Annotated in this window: 10 protein-coding genes; all 10 read right to left on the bottom strand. The window is 71.1% G+C overall.

The genetic code is table 11. The features are described from left to right. Nucleotides 1–21 precede the first annotated feature (21 nt). From ACFORO_RS06990 to ACFORO_RS06945, 10 genes are read right to left on the bottom strand one after another with little or no spacing between them, the layout of a single operon-like run. Nucleotides 22–9,849: an amino acid adenylation domain-containing protein gene (locus ACFORO_RS06990; protein ID WP_377870525.1), complete on the bottom strand. Its 9,828-nt coding sequence runs from the start codon at nucleotides 9,847–9,849 to the stop codon at nucleotides 22–24. Nucleotides 9,850–9,865: 16 nt separating this feature from the next. Next, nucleotides 9,866–10,642, bottom strand: coding sequence for an ABC transporter ATP-binding protein (locus ACFORO_RS06985; protein WP_354743290.1), 777 nt, complete (start codon nucleotides 10,640–10,642; stop codon nucleotides 9,866–9,868). After that, a complete protein-coding gene (locus tag ACFORO_RS06980) occupies nucleotides 10,639–11,661 on the bottom strand; it encodes a FecCD family ABC transporter permease (protein ID WP_377870524.1) in 1,023 nt (340 codons plus the stop codon). The genes ACFORO_RS06985 and ACFORO_RS06980 overlap by 4 nt, the downstream gene beginning before the upstream one ends. After that, nucleotides 11,658–12,641 carry a FecCD family ABC transporter permease gene (locus ACFORO_RS06975; RefSeq protein WP_354743294.1) on the bottom strand — a complete coding sequence of 328 codons (984 nt, stop codon included), beginning with the start codon at nucleotides 12,639–12,641 and terminating at the stop codon, nucleotides 11,658–11,660. The genes ACFORO_RS06980 and ACFORO_RS06975 overlap by 4 nt, the downstream gene beginning before the upstream one ends. After that, nucleotides 12,638–13,636, bottom strand: a complete 999-nt coding sequence (locus tag ACFORO_RS06970; RefSeq protein WP_377870523.1) for an ABC transporter substrate-binding protein — start codon at nucleotides 13,634–13,636, stop codon at nucleotides 12,638–12,640. Before ACFORO_RS06970 ends, ACFORO_RS06975 begins: the two co-directional genes overlap by 4 nt. A 26-nt stretch (nucleotides 13,637–13,662) precedes the next feature. After that, complete coding sequence (locus tag ACFORO_RS06965) at nucleotides 13,663–14,520, bottom strand: siderophore-interacting protein (protein ID WP_377870522.1); 858 nt, start codon at nucleotides 14,518–14,520, stop codon at nucleotides 13,663–13,665. Then, nucleotides 14,517–14,759, bottom strand: coding sequence for a phosphopantetheine-binding protein (locus tag ACFORO_RS06960; protein WP_116199911.1), 243 nt, complete (start codon nucleotides 14,757–14,759; stop codon nucleotides 14,517–14,519). Before ACFORO_RS06960 ends, ACFORO_RS06965 begins: the two co-directional genes overlap by 4 nt. Continuing rightward, on the bottom strand, nucleotides 14,756–15,418 hold the full coding sequence (locus tag ACFORO_RS06955; protein ID WP_377870521.1) for an isochorismatase family protein: 663 nt from the start codon (nucleotides 15,416–15,418) through the stop codon (nucleotides 14,756–14,758). Before ACFORO_RS06955 ends, ACFORO_RS06960 begins: the two co-directional genes overlap by 4 nt. Before the next feature lie 3 nt (nucleotides 15,419–15,421). Continuing rightward, on the bottom strand, nucleotides 15,422–17,017 hold the full coding sequence (locus tag ACFORO_RS06950) for a (2,3-dihydroxybenzoyl)adenylate synthase (protein ID WP_377870520.1): 1,596 nt from the start codon (nucleotides 17,015–17,017) through the stop codon (nucleotides 15,422–15,424). Continuing rightward, the gene (locus tag ACFORO_RS06945; RefSeq protein WP_377870519.1) at nucleotides 17,014–18,429 is read right to left on the bottom strand and encodes an isochorismate synthase; all 1,416 of its coding nucleotides are present in this window, start codon (nucleotides 18,427–18,429) and stop codon (nucleotides 17,014–17,016) included. Before ACFORO_RS06945 ends, ACFORO_RS06950 begins: the two co-directional genes overlap by 4 nt. Nucleotides 18,430–18,502 lie beyond the last annotated feature (73 nt).

Here is an 18,502-nt window from a genome sequence, read left to right as displayed (position 1 = left end):
CGAACGCGGTCCGCCACAGGTTCACCGCAGCCACTCGCCCGCGTCCTTGTCCAGCCGCGACGGAAGCTCGGCCAGGAATCGCAGCAGGTCCGCGACCAGCGACCGGGCTTCCGCGGCCGGCAGAATCCCCGCCTGGTAACCGAATACGCCGGACCAGCCGCCCGCGAGTTCGGGCACGACGGTGACCGTCATCGGGTAATGCGTGCGCTCGCGGAAGCGGGTCCCGGTGATCGTCAGCCCAGGGGCCGGTTCGCGCAGTTTCGCCGGATCCACCGGGTAGTTCTCGAACACGACGAGGCTGTCGAACAGCTGGTCCTGCCCAGTCAGCGCGCACAGCTCCGCCAGGCCGACGTGCTGATGCGCCAGCAATTCCTGTTGCCGGGATTGGGTTTGCACGAGAGTCTCCGCCACCGTACCGGTGAAACGAACCCGGACCGGCACGGTGTTGGCGAGCAATCCGAGGATCTCTTCGACACCGTCCACTTCGGACGTCCGGCCGGACACCATCGCACCGAAAGCGACATCGGCCACCCCGGCCCGAGCCGCGAGCACCGCCGCCCACGCGCCCTGCAGCAACGTCCCGGCCGTAACCCCGTGCCGGGCACCGGCTCGAGTCAGCTCGGCGACCAGTGGAGCGTCCACAGTGAACAGTTCCGGCTCGACCGCCGCAGGCTGTCCGCACAGGAGCTTCCGCGACGGCAGATCAGCCAGTTCCGTCCGCCACGCGTGTCCGCTGACCGCGTGGTCCCGCGCGGCGAGCCACCGCGTGTACCGCGACACCGGCACCGCCTCCGGCAGCGATTCGCCGGAGTACCCGGCGAACAACTCGGCCAGAATCCGTGGTGCCGACCAGCCGTCGGACAGCAGGTGATGGCTGGTCAATACCAGTTCGTGCCGGTCCGGACCGTGCCGAAGCACAGTCACCCGCAGCAGTGGCCCACCGACGAGATCGAACGGCTCAGCGAGATCTTCGGCAAGCAGCCGTTCGACGTCATCCTCGACCGAGCGCACCCGGAAGCCGACCTGCGGCTCGGTCGGCAGCACCTGCACCTCGTGCCCGGCCGGGAAGACCGCGCCCAGGTTCGGATGCCGCCGCACCAGCGCGTTCGCCGAAGCCGCCAACGCGCGTACGTCGAGCGCTCCGACCAGCGAGAACGCCGCCTGCACCGGGTACGGATCCTCGTCCGCCGCCCGCGATTCGCGCAGGATCAGCTCCTGCAGCGGCGTCAACGGCAGCAGCTCGCCAGCAGGTACCGCAGCAGCCAGCGCAGCGAGTTCCCCCTGGAACGCCGCACCCAAAGCCGCGATCTCGTCCGCACTGAACTCCGAGGACGGCCAGGTGAACCGCACCGCGAGCCGGTCGTCGCGCACCATCGCGTTCACCATCAGCGCATGCCCGAGCGGGCCGCCGTCGGAGCCGAGCGGATCGGCGTCCGGCGGGCGCTGCCACGGCGTCTCCGCCTGCGGCGCCGCCTCGAACCGGCCGAGGTAGTTCCAGCTGACATCCGCCCCGGTCGACGTTCCGCCGAGGATGCCGTACCCGAGCCCGTCGCCGGCGGCCCGGAGCTGATCGCGGACCGCGGCGATCGCCGTCTCCCCCTCTGGCGGGGTGATCCGCGCCGGGTACATCGCGGTGAACCAGCCGACCGTGCGAGACAGGTCGATGGCTCCGGCGAAGTCCGGCGTGTGGTCCGGACGGCCGTGGCTCTCCAGCGCGACGAGCAACTCCGAGCCGCGCCAAGCCCTCGCGAAAGCAGTGAGCAGCACAGCGTCCGGGCCGGTCCGGTACGCGCCCGGCAACGTCGTCAGCACCGCCTGTGTGATCTCCGCCGACACCTCGATCTCGTGGTGCCGCGCAGTTCCGCTCACCGGACGAGCCGAAGCTGAAACTCCCTGCCAGTGCGAGCTTTCCACCTGCCGTGCGGGCTTGGCCGCGGCCAACGCGCGTGCCCAGCCGAGGAACGACGGCCCGCGATCCGGCAGCTGGTGACCGAGGTACGCCTGCTCAAGGTCGTCGAGAAGAATCCGCCACGACACCGCGTCCACGACGAGGTGGTGCGCGACCAGCGCGAGCCGGCCCGGACGCGCGGGTCCGGCATCCACCCACACCGCACGCAGCATCGGACCGGTCCGCGGGTCCATTGCGGACCGGACAGCCTCGATCTGATCGTCCAGCAGCGCCCGCAGATCCGCGTCCTCGCCCGCCGGGACGACCATCAGCACGTCCGCCCCGGCCACCGCACCAGGCTCCGGAACGCGCAGCACGTCACCAGCCAAACGCGAACGCAGCACGTCGTGCCGTTCGAGCACCGCGTCAAGCGCCGCCCGCCACTTCGGCACGTCACCGCCGGACGGCACGCACACCTCGACCCACTGACAGAACCCGTCCGCGTCCGAGCCAGCGCGTTCCAGCAGCTCACGCATGACGGGCGTCAACGGCGCGTCCCCGACCGCGGGCGTGAGATCCGGCGACACCACCACCGTCTGGTCACTGCAGCGCGCCGCGATCCCGGCGATCGTGCCGCCCTCGAACACGTCCCGCGCGGTCAGGTGCAGGCCCTCCCGCCGGGCACGCGCGACCAGCCGAAGCGACGCGATGCTGTCGCCGCCAGCGTCGAGGAACCCGTCGTCGATCGTGACGTCCGGGCCGAGCAGTTCCCGAACCACTCGCAGCAGCACGGTTTCCGCCTCGGTCACCGGTTGGCGCGCCGCCGCGACATTGCGCGGTCCAGGCGCAGGCAGCGCGGCCCGGTCAAGCTTGCCGCTGGGCCCGAGCGGCAGCCGCTCCAGCGAGAGCACCGCCGACGGCACCATGTGCGCGGGCAGCTCGGCGGCCAGGTACTCGCGCAGCGCGGCCGGATCCGGGTCCGCGCCGTCGACCGGCACGACATAGCCGACCAGCCGCCGGTCCCCCGGCCGATCCTCGCGCACGAGCACGACCGCCGCCCGCACGTCCGGATGCCGCGCCAGCGCCGATTCGATCTCGCCCGGCTCGATCCGGAACCCGCGCAGTTTGACCTGGTGATCGGCGCGGCCGAGGAACACCAGCTGCCCGTCCGGCCGCCAGCGCACGAGGTCGCCGGTGCGGTACATCCGGTCGCCGGGCGCGCCGAACGGGTCGGCCACGAACCGCTCCGCGGTCTGCCCCGGCCGGTTCACGTACCCGCGCGCGAGCTTCGGCCCGGCGAGGTACAGCTCGCCGGTGACGCCGGTCCCGACCGGCCGCAGCCCCGCGTCCAGCACGTACGCCCGCACCTGCGGGTCCGGCCGCCCGATCGGCAGCGGACCGGGATCGTCGGCGGAGTACACCCAGGTGACGGAGTTGATCGTGACCTCGGTCGGGCCGTAGGCGTTGAACAGCGCCCGCCGGGCGCCCCAGCGGTGCGCCAGCTCCGGGTCGAGCCGTTCGGCGCCGACCACGAAGAACACCTCCGGGTCCACCGTCGCGTCGTCCGGCATCGCGGACAGGAACGACGGCAACAGGTTCAGCCCGGTCACGCGGTGTTCCGCGGCATAGGCGAGCAGGTCGTCGCCGGACCCGCGGACCTCCTCCGGCGCGATCACCGAGGTGCCGCCGGACAGCAGCGGCAGGAAGAACTGCCAGTACGACACGTCGAAGCTCGTGGACGCGAAGTGCAGGTACCGCTCGCCGTGCCGGATGCCGACGATGTCCTCCTGCAGCGCGACCAGGCTCGGAATGCCGCGGTGCGTGATCGCGACGCCCTTGGGCTTTCCGGTGGTACCGGACGTGTAGATCACGTACGCCAGCGAGTCCGGCGAGGGAACCACGTCGTCCCAAGCAGACGGTCCACTGAGGACAAGCGGGTCGATGAGCGGAATGCCGAAGCCCGGGTCCGAAGTGGACACCACGGCGGCGGGCGCGCTGTCTTGGACCAGGTGCGCCAAGCGTTCCGCGGGATACGTGGGGTCCATCGGGACATGGACCGCACCGGCCTTGAGCACGCCGAACAACGCGACGACCAGGTCGATGTCCCGTTCCAGCAGCACCGCGACCGGGTCTTGTTCGCGCACCCCGGCCGCGCGCAACGCGTGCGCGAGCTGGTTCGCTTTCCGGTCCAGTTCCGCGTAGGTCAGGCGGCGATCCCGGCACACGACGGCTTCGGCGTCCGGCGTTTCCCGCACCCAGCGGGCGAATTCCGCCAGACAGGTGCCGGATTCCCGCCTTGGTTCCGGACCTCTTCCTTGCTGGAGAAGAGCTTCTTCCTCTTCTGCGGCAAGAGAACGCAGCCGAGCGACCGGTTGCCGCGGGTCCGCCACGATCTCGTGCAACAGCGTCGTCAGCCAACGGCCGTAAGCCGCCACGGTCGCCTCGTCGAAGGCGTTCGGCTGGTAGCCGAGGCCGATCGAGATCTCGTCGCCCGGCAGCACGATCACGGTGAGCGGGTAATGCGTCGCGTCGGTGATGTCGACGCCGGCGAGGTCGAGTCCGGGCGCGAGCGGTTCGCGTTCCCGGCTGGAGAGCGGGAAGTTCTCCATCACCAGCATCGTGTCGAACAGATCGCCGACGCCCGCCGCGCGCTGGATGTCCGGCAGGCCGAGGTGATGGTGGTCGGTGAGCCGCGCGTTCTCGTCCTGCACTCGCGTCAGCAGCTCCGCGGCGGGATCGGACGGAGCGAACTTCACGCGCACCGGGATGGTCGTGCCGAGCTGGCCGATCATCGCTTCCACGCCTGGCACATCGGACGGACGGCCGGATACCGGGCAGCCGAACACCACGTCCTGGCGTCCGGTGAGCCGCGCCAGCAGAACGCCCCACGCGGTCTGGAACACCGCCGTCGACGTCACCCCGCGCTCGCGGGCGAAGACGCGCAGCTGTTCGCTGAACTTCGCGCCGAGTCCTGCCCAGATCCGCTGCGGACGGTCCAAAGTGGACTCATTGGTCGCCGGAGCGAGGCGGGTTCCTTCTTCCAGGCCAGCCAATGCGGTCTGCCAGGCCTCGACCGCCGCGTCGTGATCACGGGCGGCCAGCACGCGGTGGTACTCGGCGAGCGGCGGCGCGACGGGAGCGGCCGGTCCGCCGTCCAGCTCGGCGTAAGTGGCCAGCAGGGCGCGGCCGACGAGCGGCATCGACCAGCCGTCGAGCAGCGCGTGATGGATCGTGAGCACCAGCCGGTGTTCGGCCGGGCCGAGGGTGAGCAGCAGGAACCGGATCAGCGGCGGCACCGCCGGGTCGAACGGGCGGGCCAGTTCGGCCGCGCATTCGTCGTCGGCGTTCTCCGGGTGCTCGACGTGCCGCCAGTCCAGGTGCACCTCGGCGGGCACGACCTGCACGACCTCGCCCGCCGCCGTCGTGTGCAGGTGGACGCGCAGCGCCGGGTGCCGCCGCAGCAGTTCCTCGGCGGCGGCTCGCATCCGGTCCGAATCGAGGCGTCCTTCGAGCCGGGTGACCGCCTGCACGGTGTAGACGTCCGGTCCGCCCCGGGTCAGCGTGTGGAACGACAGCCCGGCCTGCAACGGCGTCGCAGGCAGGACGTCGGCGAGCGGACTCTGCTGTTCGAGAGCGTCGATGTCGTCCTGAGTGAGCGTGACCAACGGAAGGTCCGACGGCGTGAGGCCGCCGACGTTCTCCCGCGCATGCTTGGCGAGCGCGGCGAGTGCCGCGTCCCATGCTTCCTGGAGGCGTTCGACCTCGTCCGGCGGCAGGACCCGGCTGGCGGCGGTCCATTCGACGGCGATCCGCGGCACGCCGTCCTCGCGGACAAAGCAGTTCAACGCCAGGACCTGCTCCAACGCCTTCGCGGGCGGCTCGATGACAGCGAACGGATCCTCGTCCGGCAGCTGCCAGCCGCCGGACAGCGCGGTGAACCGGCCGAGGTAGTTGAGCAGGACGTCCGGCATTTCCGGCGCGAACTCGGCACCGGGATCCAGATATCGGAGCACGCCGAAGCCGACCCCGCCGTCCGGCACTGCTCGACGCGCTTCCTTGACCGCGCGCAGCAACCGGTCGAGAGTGTCCACACCAGACAGTTCAATGTGGACCGGGTATTCGGCGGTGAACCAGCCGACGGTGCGCGCGAGATCCAAGCCTTCGCGGCCGTGGCCCTCCATCGTGACAGTCAACGCGTCCTCGCCGCCGCGCAGCGTCAGTACGAGCGCGGCGAGCAGCACCTCGTCGACGCCCGCGCGATAGGCGGCGGGCAGGGTCGTGAGGATCGCCGTGCTTTCCTCTTCGCTCGCGACGGTGACCGAACGATGCGCGGTGGCAACAGTATCGCGCCTCGGGTCGAGCTTGCTCGTCTGCGCCGACCGCCAGTACTCCAGTTCCCCGCGCCGCGCACCGCTCGCGCCCTGTTCGGCGAGCGCCAGCGCATGACGTCGCCAGGAAGTACGCACGGGCTCCAGAACCCCACCCTCGCAAGCGGTCTGCAGGTCAGGCAGCAGGATGCGCCAGGAAACCCCGTCGATCGCCAGGTGGTGCACGACGATCACCACCTGGTCCCCCACCAGCGCGACCCGCAGCATCTCCCCGGCGCGCGGGTCCAATTCGGACGCCAGCCGCTCCGCCACCTCGGCCGGATTCCCCGTCGCCTCGCTGACCGCCGCCGCGACTGCTCCGCGCGACCGGATCACCAACGAGCCATCGGATTCGATGCGAAGCCGCAACACGTCATGGTGATCCAGAATCGCCTGAACGCCTTCGCGCAGCCCCGGCACCGGACCGTCCACCCGGAGCACTGTCCACTGTGCATAGCCGACGATCGCGTCCAGATCCGGATTCAGGTCGAACAACGTCCGCACGATCGGCGGTGCCGGAACCTCGCCGATCGGCTCGTCCGGTTCACTGTCCGGTTCGGACAGATCCCGGCTCGCCGCCGCCAAGGCCGCGAAACTGCGCCGCGCCAGCAAATCCCTGGGCCGAAGGTCCAGCCCGTGCGCCCGCAACCGGCTGCTCACGCTGATCGCCGTGATGCTGTCGCCGCCGAGAGCGAAGAAGTCATCGTCGACCGCGACCCGCTCCACACCGATCACCTCGGCGATCGCGGCGCACAGCAGCCGTTCCCGCTCGGTCTGCGGCTCGCGTCCGCCGTCTGCCGCTGCCGGGGCGGGCAGCGCGGCGCGATCGAGTTTCCCGTTGCTGGTCACCGGAAGTTCGTCCAGCACCACGACCGCCGCCGGGACCATCGCCTCCGGCAACCGCTGCGCGAGCGTCCCGCGAACGTCTTCCGCCACTAGTTCGGTGCCGACGACATAACCGATCAACCGCGGCCCACGCACCGCCGCCGCAGCGGCCCGAACACCGGGAACCGCGCCCAGCGCGCCCTCGACCTCGCCCAATTCCACACGGTGGCCGCGAATCTTGACCTGACCGTCGCGCCGCCCCAGGTACTCCAGCCCGCGCCCCGGAACCCAGCGCACGACGTCGCCGGTGCGGTACATCCGCTCCCCCGGCGGCCCGAACGGATCGGCGACGAACCGCTCCGCCGTCCCGCCCGGACGGCCGAGGTAACCGCGAGCCAGATGCGGCCCGGCGAGGTACAACTCCCCGCGACTGCCCGGCAGCACCGGCCGCAGCGCGGCGTCGAGCACGTACGCCCTCGTCCCGGGCACCGCGAACCCGATCACCGGTTCGTCCCCGGTGATCGGCGCGCTGGCACCGTCCACAGTGGCCTCAGTCGGTCCGTAAATGTTGCGCGCCCGAATACCGGACGACGCGACCCGCTGCCACAACGCCGGCGGCGTCGCCTCGCCGCCGAGCACCAGCAACGCCGGGTCGAGCGAACCCGCGTCCAGCAACGGCGCGGCCATCGACGGCGTCGTGTCGATGACGTCGATCCGGTCGCGCAGGAAAGCGGCGTGCAAAGCGTCGACGTCACGCGCGGTTTCCGTGTCGTAGACGTGCAATTCGTGCCCGCACAGCATCCACAGCAGCTGTTCGATCGCCGAGTCGAAGGCGAACGAATACGTGTGCGCCACGCGAAGCCGCCGCCCCTGCGCGGTCTCGGCGACCGTGGTCGCGCGATGGTTCCGCAGCAACGTCTCCAGCCCACCGGACCTGACCAGCACCCCCTTGGGCTGTCCCGTGGAGCCCGAGGTGAAGATGACGTACGCGAGATCTTCCGGATGACGGTCCACATCGGACAGTTCCGCCGCCGAATACCCGGCGATCTCAGTCCGTACCGCCGGATCGTCCAACCGGAGCCGCGGCACTCCCGGCAGCAGAGCGGAGTCCGTGACGGCGAGTTTCGGGGTCACCTCGGCGACCAGCGCGCGCACCCGTTCCGCCGGATGCGCCAGGTCCAGCGGCAGGAACGCGGCACCGGCGTCGAGAACCGCCAGCAGCGCCACCACCAGATCGACCGACCGGGGCAGCGCCAGCGCCACCACGTCGTCCGCCCCGACACCCCGCGCCCGCAACGCCCGCGCCAGCCGGTGCACCCGGTCCAGCACCTCGTCGCCGGTGAGCCGCTCGTCGCCGCAGACCAGCGCGATCTGCCCGCCGAGTCCGTCCAAGAGTCCGTGCTCAGTCTCGGCAATGGCGGGCGTCGACCACTCGGCGAGCAAGGCAGCCACGTCCGGCACGAGGTCCACCCCGCCGACCACCGGCGCGTCCGTCCCGGTGAACGCGGCGATCAACGCCTTCAACGCCGTCAGCTGCGCATCAACGCCAGCCTGGTCCTGCGACCGCGCGTCGACCTCGAACCCCAGCAACAGCCCGCCGCCAGCCGTCGGCAGCACGCTGAGCCCCATGTCCTCCGGCGGCCCGCCCGCGACGTTCCGCATCGTCCCGCGCGCCTCGCCGAACGCCAACTCCAGGTCGAACGCCTTGAGGTTGATCCCGCGTCCGTGCAGCAACGCACCCGCGCCCGGCACCGCCAGATCCTGCGGCAGATTCTCGCCCCGGTACCGCTGGTGCGCGCGCATTTCCCGCAGCGCCGCCGCGACCCGCGCGGTCAACTCCTCAGGACGGTCCCCCGGCTGCACGCGGACCCGCAACGGCAGCACGTTGACCGCCATCGCCGGAGTACGCAACGCCGCACCGACCCGGCACATCAACGGAACCGCGAACACCACGTCAGCCGTCCCGAGCACCCGATGCAGGAACGCCGCGTAACACGCGATCAGCGCGTCGCCCCAGGTCGTCCCGGCGCGCTTCCCCAGTTCGCCAAGCCCGGCGACCTCGTCCGCGGTGAGTTCGGCGCGCGCGGTGAACGTCGCTTCCGGCAGCCCGGCCGCGCTCGCGTCCTCGGCCAGCTCCGGCATCGGCGTGAAACGATCACACCAGTGCGCGCGGTCCTGCGTGAACCGCTCGCTCATCCGGTACGCACGGTCGGCGTCCACCAGATCAGCGAACCGGCCGAACGTCGACGGCGGTGCCTCTTCGCCCCGCACCGCCGCGGTGTACCGAGCGGCCGTGCGGCGAGCGAGCATCGCGGCGGTGTATCCGTCGAACACCAAATGGTGGCCCAGCTGGGTAAACCACACCTCGGTGTCGGAAAGCCGGAGGATCACGTGCGAGAACAACGCCCGGTCCAGCATCCCGCGACATGCCTCGGCCACCCGCTGCCGCTCCGCCGCGACCCGCGCGTGCGCGGCCGCCAGCGGATCCGATTCCCCTTGCAGGTCAACGATCTCCGGCAAGGGAACCGGCTCGGCGGACACGGTTTGCCGAGGACCGTCCGGAGTGTCGAGCACCCGCAGGCGAAGGCTTTCGGCTTCCTCGGCGGTCGCCCGGACCGCCTCGGCCAGCGCCGCGACGTCGACCGGCGCGCCGGAGATCTCGATGACATCGCCGACGAGGTAGTAAGGCGAATCCGGTTCCAGCCGCTGCGCGTTCCAGATGCCCAGCTGGGCGCTGGTCAGTTCGAGGGTGGCGAGTGCGGTGCTCAACAGGTGACTCCTGGGGTCAGAGCGACGGCACGACCATCGGCGTGCCGGTGACCGGATCGGGCACCACGACGCTCGGCAGGTCGAAGACTTCCTTGATCAGGTCGGCGTCCACGACGTCGCCGGGCGCGCCCTCGGCGACGACCCGGCCGTCGCGCATGGCGACCACGTGGTCGGCGTAGCGGCAGGCCTGGTTGATGTCGTGCAGCACGGCGATCACCGTCCGGCCCTCGTCGCGCAGCCGCTTCAGCAGCTCCAGCACCTGGTACTGGTGCGCGATGTCGAGGAACGACGTCGGCTCGTCGAGCAGCAGGTACGGCGTGCGCTGCGCGAGCACGACCGCGATCCACACCCGCTGCCGCTGCCCGCCGGACAGCTCCTGCACCGGACGGTCGGCGAGCCCGGCGACCCCGGCCGCGGTCAGCGCGCCGACCACCGCCGTCTCGTCCTCTTCCGACCACGACGACAGCAGCGACTGGTGCGGGAACCGGCCGCGCGCGACCAGCTGCCGGACGCGGACGTCCTCCGGCGCGGACGGATCCTGCGGCAGGAAGCCGAGTTCCCGCGCCAGCGCCTTCGCCGGATACGTCCCGACCGCGCGGCCGTCGAAGGTCACGCCGCCCTCGGACGGCCGGAGCAGCCGGACGAACGCGCGCAGCAATGTCGATTTGCCGCACGCGTTCGGGCCGACCACCGCGGTGAACGCGCGGTCGGGCACGTCGAGCCGCAACTGCGTCGACACGACGCGGTCGCCGTAGCGCAGGGTGAGGTCCCGCGCGGTCAAGCGGGCGGTCACTTCCGCCGCACCTCCTTGGTGAGCAGCCAGATCAGGTAGCAGCCGCCGATCGCCGTGCTGACCACGCCGACCGGCAGCGACACCGGGGCGAGCAGCATCTGCGCGGCGAGGTCCGCGCCGGCGAGCAGCACCGCGCCGGTCAGCGCGGCGGGCAGCAGCGGGATGCCGGGCGCGCGGGCGAGCCTGCGGCCGATCTGCGGGGCGGCGAGCGCGACGAACGCGATCGGCCCGGCCACCGCGGTGACCGTGGCTGTGCAGGCGACGCCGATCACGACCAGTTGCAACCGCAGGGGTTCGTGACGGACACCGGTCGTCACCGCGAGTTCCGTGCCGAGCGCCGCCTGGTGCAGTGCGGGCGCACGGGTCAGCAGCACCGCGAACAGCACAGCCAGCACGCCGAACGGCACGGCGACGTCGCTCCAGCCGATGCCGTTGAGCGAACCGGCACTCCAGCCGACCGCCGCAATCGCCACTTCCAGGTCGGCGCGCAGCACGATCCACGAGTTCAACGCGGTCAGCATCGCGTTGATCGCGATCCCGATGACGATCAGCCGCAACCCGGACCGGCTGCCGCCCATCGAAAGCAGGTAGACCGCGGCCGCGGTGACCAGTCCGCCGAGCACCGACGCGAACGTCAGCTGCGCCGGAGAACCGGACAGCACCGTCATCGCGATCAGCGCGCCGGTGTAGGCCCCGGAATCGAGGCCGATCACGTCCGGGCTGCCGAGCGGGTTCCTTGTGACGTTCTGGAAAATCGCTCCGGCCAGTCCGAGCGCGGCGCCGAACACGAGCCCGGCGGCCACGCGCGGCAGCCGCCATTCGCGGATCACCACGCCCGGCCCGCCGCCGGACCCGCCGAGCGCGGCGAACACCCGCGCCGGGCTCGCCCAGGCCGCGCCGTAACACAGCCCCAGCAACGCGAGACCGGCGAGAACGACGCCGAGCACGGCGACGAGGATGACCGTCCGGCGCTCGACCCGCAGCGAAACCCGCCCGCGGCGGAACACGAACGCGGTCACAGCGCGGCCGTCCCGTACTTGCGGACCGCCCAGATCAGCACCGGACCGCCGACGAACGCCGTCACGATCGCGACCGGCACCTCGCCGGTCGGCAGCAGCACGCGCGAGCCGATGTCCGACACCAGCAGCAGAATCGGGCCCAGCACCACCGCGAACGCGGTCAGCCACGGCACCGACGCACCCGCCGCGCGCCGCGCGAGATGCGGCACGATCAGCCCGACGAACAGAATCGGCCCGGCCACCGCGGTCGCCGCTCCGGCCAGCAAGGTGATCAGCAACAGCGTCACCGCGCGGATTCGAGCCACGCGCGCGCCGAGAGTGTGCGCGACAGTGTCGCCCAGCGCGAGCGCGTTCAGCTGACGGCTCAACAGAAACGCGGCGACCACGCTCACCGCGATCACGATCAGCGGCACTGTCAACGGAGCCTGTTCCCGTCCGGCCAGCGAACCGACCGCCCAGAACCGGTACCGGTCGAAAGTGTCCGGCAGCAGCAGCCGGAGCCCGAGCGAAACGCCGCTGAGCACGAAGGTCAGCGCGGTGCCGGTGAGCACCATCCGCAACGGCGACCGCCGGCCGACCGCGTACACCAGCAGGGTCGCCAGCACCGCGCCGAGCACCGCGAACAGCAGCTCCCCCGACTCGGAAACGGCGATGCCGAGCGCGGAACCGATCGTGATGGCGAACCCGGCCCCGGCGGTCACGCCGAGCACTCCGGGTTCGGCCAACGGGTTGCGCGACAGCACCTGGACGAGCACCCCGGCCACCGCGAGCGCCGCGCCGACGCCGACCGCCAGCAGCGCACGCGGCGCCCGGACGTCGCGCACCACCGCCTGATCGGCCGGGTCGCCGTGCCCGAAGATGGCCTTGAGCACCTCCGCCGGCGCGATGCCGTGCGCCCCGACGCCCACGCTGACCACGGCCACCGCCGCCAGCAGGACGACGGCGGCGGCCAGCAGCGCGGTCCGGCTGCGCGCGGTCACTTCTTCAGCAGCGGCGCGAACGCCTGGTCCACCGCGTCCAGCGTCTTCATCGCCGCCCGGTAGGTGGCCGCTTCGGTGTAGCGGAAGGCGAAGGTCTTGCCCGCCTTCACCGCCGGAAGTTCCTTCCACAGCGGCGAATCGAGCACGTACTTCACCGCGGGCGGCACCGAGCCGTCCGGCTTCACCGAGTAGGTGATCGCGTCCGCCTGCGCGAACGCCGTGGGCAGTTCCTCGATCGACGGGTACTCGCTGACGTCCTTCGAGCCGCCGCCCTTGACCTTCACCTGGCCGTAGTAGTTCGCGCCGAGGTCCTGTGCGATGTTGGTGCCCCAGGAATCCTTGAACTCGCGCTGGAAGTTGCCCTTCGCGACCTCGCCGTACGCGCCGATGTGCCCCAGTTTCAGCTGCGGCAGCACGGTTTTGTACTTGTCCGCGAGCTGCTTGGCCTTCGCCTCGTACTCCTGGCGCGCGGCGTCGAACCCGGCCAGCGCGCCCGCCGCGTCGGACTGCTTGCGCGAAAGCTCCCGCCACGCCGACGGCACCGACGGCCCGATCGCCACGACCGGCGCGATCTCCTGCAGCCGCTTGACGTCGATGTCCGCGAGCACCGGCTTCGGCACGCCGATCACGATCAGGTCCGGATCCGCCTGCGCGATGGCCTCGTAGTTCGTCTCGGCGGCCTGCTCGCCCGCGACCTTCGGCAGTTCGTCGTACTTCTTGCGGTCCTCGGCCGTCATCATCGGCAAGCCGCGCTTCCACGTCGAAATCCCGACGAGCGGCGCCTTCGCCTCGAGCAGCGCGGGGACGGCGTAGCCGGTCGCGATCACGCGCTTCGGCTTGACCGGGATCTTGATCTCGCCGTTGTCGGCGGCGAACGCGCGGGTCGGGGCGTCGCTCCCGCCGCTTTGCGCGTCACCGGAGCCGCAGCCGGCGACGACGGTGAGGGCGACCGCGAGCGCGGCGGCGGCGAGACGGGTCTTTCTGGTGACGGTCATGCGAGGGTCCTTGCTGTTCTGATGGATCAGTGATCGTGCTCGTCGTCGAAGTCGGCGACGCCGCGTTTCCAGTAGCCGGTCACGTCGCAGTCCTCGCGGGCGAGCCCGAGGTCGTCGCGCAGCCAGCGGCGCAACGGCTTGATCGCGCCCGCCTCTCCGGCGATCCAGGCGTAAAGCCGTTCGCCTTCGGGCACCCTGACTTCGCGCACGGCGTCGGCGAGAAGCTCGACGCTGCCGGGCGGATTGCCGGTGCCGCGGTACAGCCAGCGGACTTCGACGCCGTCCGGGGCGTCGAGGTCGATCTGCTCGCTCGCGTCGGCGACCTCGGCGAACGCCCAGCCCACCGCGGTCCGCGGCAGTTCCTCCAGCCAGCGCGCGAGCGCGGGCAGCGCCGTGATGTCGCCGGCGAGCAGGTAGCGGTCGTAGTTGTGCGGCACGATCAGCCCGCCCGGCGGACCGGCGACGTGCACGGCCTCGCCCGGCCGCACCGCCCGCGCCCAGTCCGAGCCGAGACCGCCGTCGTGCAGGGCGACGTCGAGGTCCAGCTCGCCGGACGCCGGGTCGTAGCGGCGGACGGTGTACTCGCGCGAAACCGGCGACGGCTTCGGCCAGCGGAGCATGTCCCCGTTCGCTTCGGGCAGCCGCAGCTGGCCGTCCGCGTCCGGGAAGAGGATCTTCACGTGCTCGTCCGGCGAATGCGCCTCGAACCCGGTCGTGCCCGGCCCGCCGAGGGTGACGCGCAGCAGCCCGGTGCCGACCGCGCTGGTCCGCACGACCTCCGCGCGCCGGATCCGGATGGGGTACGGCACTTTCTCGGCCTGACGGCCCGCGCGGACCTCCGCGATCCGGGCGGTGTGGCGGCGCCGGTGCTCGTCCCGGCTCACTGCGCGCCGCCGGTGAGCAGCTTCGTCCAGTGCCCGAGCCGCGGGTCCTCGGCGAGGTCGGCGAATTCCAGCTGCGCCGCGCCCGCGCCGCGCCACTTCTCGACCAGGCTCATGATCCGCATCGAATCGAGGCCGAGGTCGGCGAGGTCGGTGTCCGGGGTCAGCTCGTCGAGACCGCAGCCGAGCAATTCGGCGACGTCCGCGTTGACCTGGCCGGCAGTCAGTCCGGGGGTGCTCATCGAGGTGCTCCTGCGGGAATCGGCGCCGACAGCGCGGCGAGCGCGTCGGCGGTGGTGGTGACGACGCCGCAGCGTTGCGCGACGTACTCGCACGCCTGGTCGTGCCGGGAGCGGTCGAAGTCCGCGACCGCGTCGCTGATCAGGAACGGCCGGACGTCGCGCATGAACGCCTCGACCGCCGTGGTCTGACAGCCGATGTGCGCGTAGACACCGGTGATCAGCAGCTGGTCGCGGTCGCCGAGCTGCTCGCGGAAAGTGCTGCGCTGGAAGGCGCTGTAGCGCCATTTGTCCAGCACGGTGTCGCCCGGTCGCGGGGCCAGCTCGTCGACGATGTCGGCGGCGCGCGGGTCGTCGTCGATCACCGCGCCGATGCCGTCGCCCCAGAATTCGGTGAGCAGCCCGCGATCGGCGGCGGGCTGCTTGCCCGGCTGCGCGGTGTAGAACACCGGAATGCCGTGGCTGCGCGCCTTCTCGGCGAGCTCCGCGATGTTCGCGATCATCTCCGGAATCGGCGAACCCTCATACGGGGCGAGGAAATACCGCTGGACGTCGTGCACGAGCAGGGCCGACCGCGCCGGGTCGGGCCGCCAGCCGACCCGCCCCGCGGGCAGGTCCGCCGCGCTCGGCAGCGGGTACGCCCGGATTTTCGGCAGGGACACGCCTCACCTCTCCTTCGCCAGGGCGGCCAGCGCCGCCCGCAGTTCGCGTTTGCTGGTCTTGCCCACGCCGGTGACCGGGAACTCCCCGACCACCTCCACCAGATCCGGCACCTTGAACGCGGCGATCCCGCGTCCGCGCATGAACCGGCGCAGTTCCGCCGCGCTCGGCTGGTTTCCTTCCACCGGAACGACATACGCGCAGGTCCGCTCGCCGAGGTACTCGTCCGGCACCGCGACGACGGCCGCGTCGAGCACGCCCGGATGCGCCATCAGGTGGTTCTCGACCTCTTCCGCCGCGACCTTCTCTCCGCCGCGATTGATCTGCTCCTTCGCCCGCCCGACGACCTCGAGATGCCCGGATTCCCGTTGCCGCACCAAATCGCCAGTGCGGTAGAAGCCGTCCTCGGTGAACGCGGTCTTGTTGTGCTCGTCCGCGTTGTAGTACCCGCGAATCGTGTACGGCCCGCGCGTGAGCAGCGCACCGATTTCGCCGGGCTCGACTACGCGGTCCGACTTCGCCAGCGGATCGTCCGGATTCACGACGCGCACCTCGTCGTCCGGCGAGATCGGCCGCCCCTGGGTGCTCAGGACGAGGTCGTCGGGATCGTCCAGCCGGGTGTAACAGACCAGCCCCTCGGCCATGCCGAACACCTGCTGCAACTGACATCCCAGCGCCGGACCGATCCGTTCGGCGAGTTCCCGGCCGCATTTCGCGCCGCCGACGAGCAGAACCTCCAAAGAGGACAGATCCCGCCCGGTCCGCGCGGCTGCCTGCACCCAAGCCGCCGCCAGCGGCGGAACCACCCCGCTGATGGTGACCCCTTCGGCCTCGATCAGCCGAAACGCGGTGTCGGCGTCCGGCCGCGGCGCCATCACCGTCGCCGCGCCCGCGTGCAGCGCGCCGAGCAGCCCCGGCGAGCTGAGCGGGAAATTATGCGCGACGGGCAGGGCCGCGAGATACACGCTTTCCTTCTTGAGTCCGCAGATCCGCGCGCTTTCCCTTACGCTGTAAAGGTAATCGTCGTGAGTACGCGGAATCAGCTTCGGCAACCCCGTGCTTCCGCCGGACAGCTGCAGAAACGCCATCCCCTCCGGATCCGGCTCCGGCAGCTCGCACGGTTCGGTCGCCGCCAGCTCCGCGAACTCCGGCTCGCCGACGACGAAGACTTTCCCCTTGGCAACCTCCCGCGCCATCTTCGCGTGATTGTGCCCAGCGTGCTCTCCGACGGTGATAATCGCCTGTGCTTCGCTCTGCTCCACGAAGTGCCGCAACTCGCTGTCGCGATGCGCGGGCAACGCGAACACCGGCACCGCACCGGCCCGCCACAGTCCAAAAACGACAGACACGAACTCCGGAACGTTCGGCAACTGCACGACGACCCGGTCGCCCTGCTTGATCCCGCCGGCGACGAACCCAGCCGCCAACCGATGCGCCCGCTCGTCCAGTTCGGCGAACGTCCACCGCTGATCCTCGCCGACCACGGCCGTCCGGTCCGCATACGCTTCTTTGAGCGACGTCAGCAACGCCCCGAACGTCTGCCCCCGCCAATACCCGCTGGCCCGATACCTGGCCGCGGTTTCTTCCGGCCACAGGTTCACGCGACCCCCTCCGCGCCCAGCGCACGCAGCAGCGTCCCGAACTTCGCACTGGTCTCGGCCAATTCCGCCGCCGGATCAGACCCAGCGACGACACCGGCCCCCGCGAACAGCCGCGCCGTCTTGTCGGACACCTCCGCACACCGGATCGTGACCACCCATTCGCCGTCCCCCGCGAGGTCGGTCCACCCGACCAGCCCCGCGTAGTACCCGCGATCCTCGGGTTCCAGTCGCGCGATCGTGTCGCGCGCGAGATCGACCGGCACCCCGCACACCGCAGGCGTCGGATGCAAGGCTTCAGCCAACTCCAACGACGACGGCCCACCCGGCCCCACCTGACCGGTGATCCGGGTCGAAAGGTGCCACATCGTAGGCGTGCCAATCACTTCCGGCTCTTGCGGAACTTCCAGCTCAGTGCAGTAACGCCCCAGCACCTCCGCGACCTGCGCGGCGACGAGGGCGTGTTCGTTGAGGTCCTTTTCGGACACTCTCAACTCGGCAATCGCCTGTGCGTCCTGGACCGGGTCCCCCGTCCGCCTCCGCGACCCAGCGAGCGGATTCGCGGTCACGACGTCGCCCTCGCGAGACACCAGCAACTCCGGACTAGCCCCGACGAGCGTCCGCGGCGCCGGATCCCCCGGGGCGCTGACGTCAACGGCGAACGCGTGCGCCGCGGGGTCGGCCACGACGAGGTTGCGGAGCAGCCGCTGGACGGAAACGCCCTGCTGGCCCACGAGATCCAGCGCCCGGGCAAGGACGACCTTCTCGAGTTCCCCGTCGGTGATGAGCTCGACGGCCCGACGGACACTTTCGGCGTAAACCTCGGGGGCCGGTTGAGGGACTACGGTCCAGGAGGGTTGCGCCGAGAACCCGCTCGGCTCCCCGCGATCGCCCTCAGCGGAGACCCCGCCAGCCAGTTCCGCGCGACTGCCCACGCCTGAAACCCCGTCGGCCAGCTCCGCACGACCACCCACACCCGGATCCGCGCCAGCCAACTCGGCACGACCGCCCACGCCTGAAACCCCGCCAGCCAACTCCGCACGACCGGCCACGCCTGAATCCGCGCCAGCCAACTCCGCACGACCATCCACGCCCGAAGCCCCACTCGCCGCGTTGCCCGGCGCCTTGGCCCGGCGCACCACCGCGGGCACGATCAAACTGCTCCCGGAATCCGGCCGAAACCCGATCGCTCCCACCACAACCGGATGGGCAACCCCCGCCAGCACAGCGGCTTCCAACGCCTCAGCGGCAGCCGCGGCCCGGTTGCCGGGTGTGCCGCGGACGCACGAGTGCACCCCGTCGGCGAGCAGCACCCCGCGGGCCGACGAGTAGTAGAACGACCCCGGCAGGTACGCGGCCAGGAGATCCGCCGCCCGGTGGACCGGCCGCGGACGGGCCGGAGCAGGTGAGGACACGAGGTGAATTCCCTTTCGCACACGCGCAGGCGGCCGAGCCGCCCGTCTGTTCCTTGGACAAGGTCCAGACCTT

Origin of the sequence: Amycolatopsis halotolerans (assembly GCF_042647905.1) — a bacterium.
GTDB classification, from domain to species: Bacteria; Actinomycetota; Actinomycetes; order Mycobacteriales; family Pseudonocardiaceae; genus Amycolatopsis; species Amycolatopsis halotolerans.
The sequence above is the reverse complement of the archived record's forward strand: the minus strand, read 5'-3'. Positions and strand labels throughout refer to the sequence as shown.

Bases quoted from the DNA above. Each gene is read 5' to 3' on its own strand.
- ACFORO_RS06970 (WP_377870523.1), bottom strand. From the start codon at position 13,636: ATGACCGTCACCAGAAAGACCCGTCTCGCCGCCGCCGCGCTCGCGGTC.
- ACFORO_RS06960 (WP_116199911.1), bottom strand. From the start codon at position 14,759: ATGAGCACCCCCGGACTGACTGCCGGCCAGGTCAACGCGGACGTCGCC.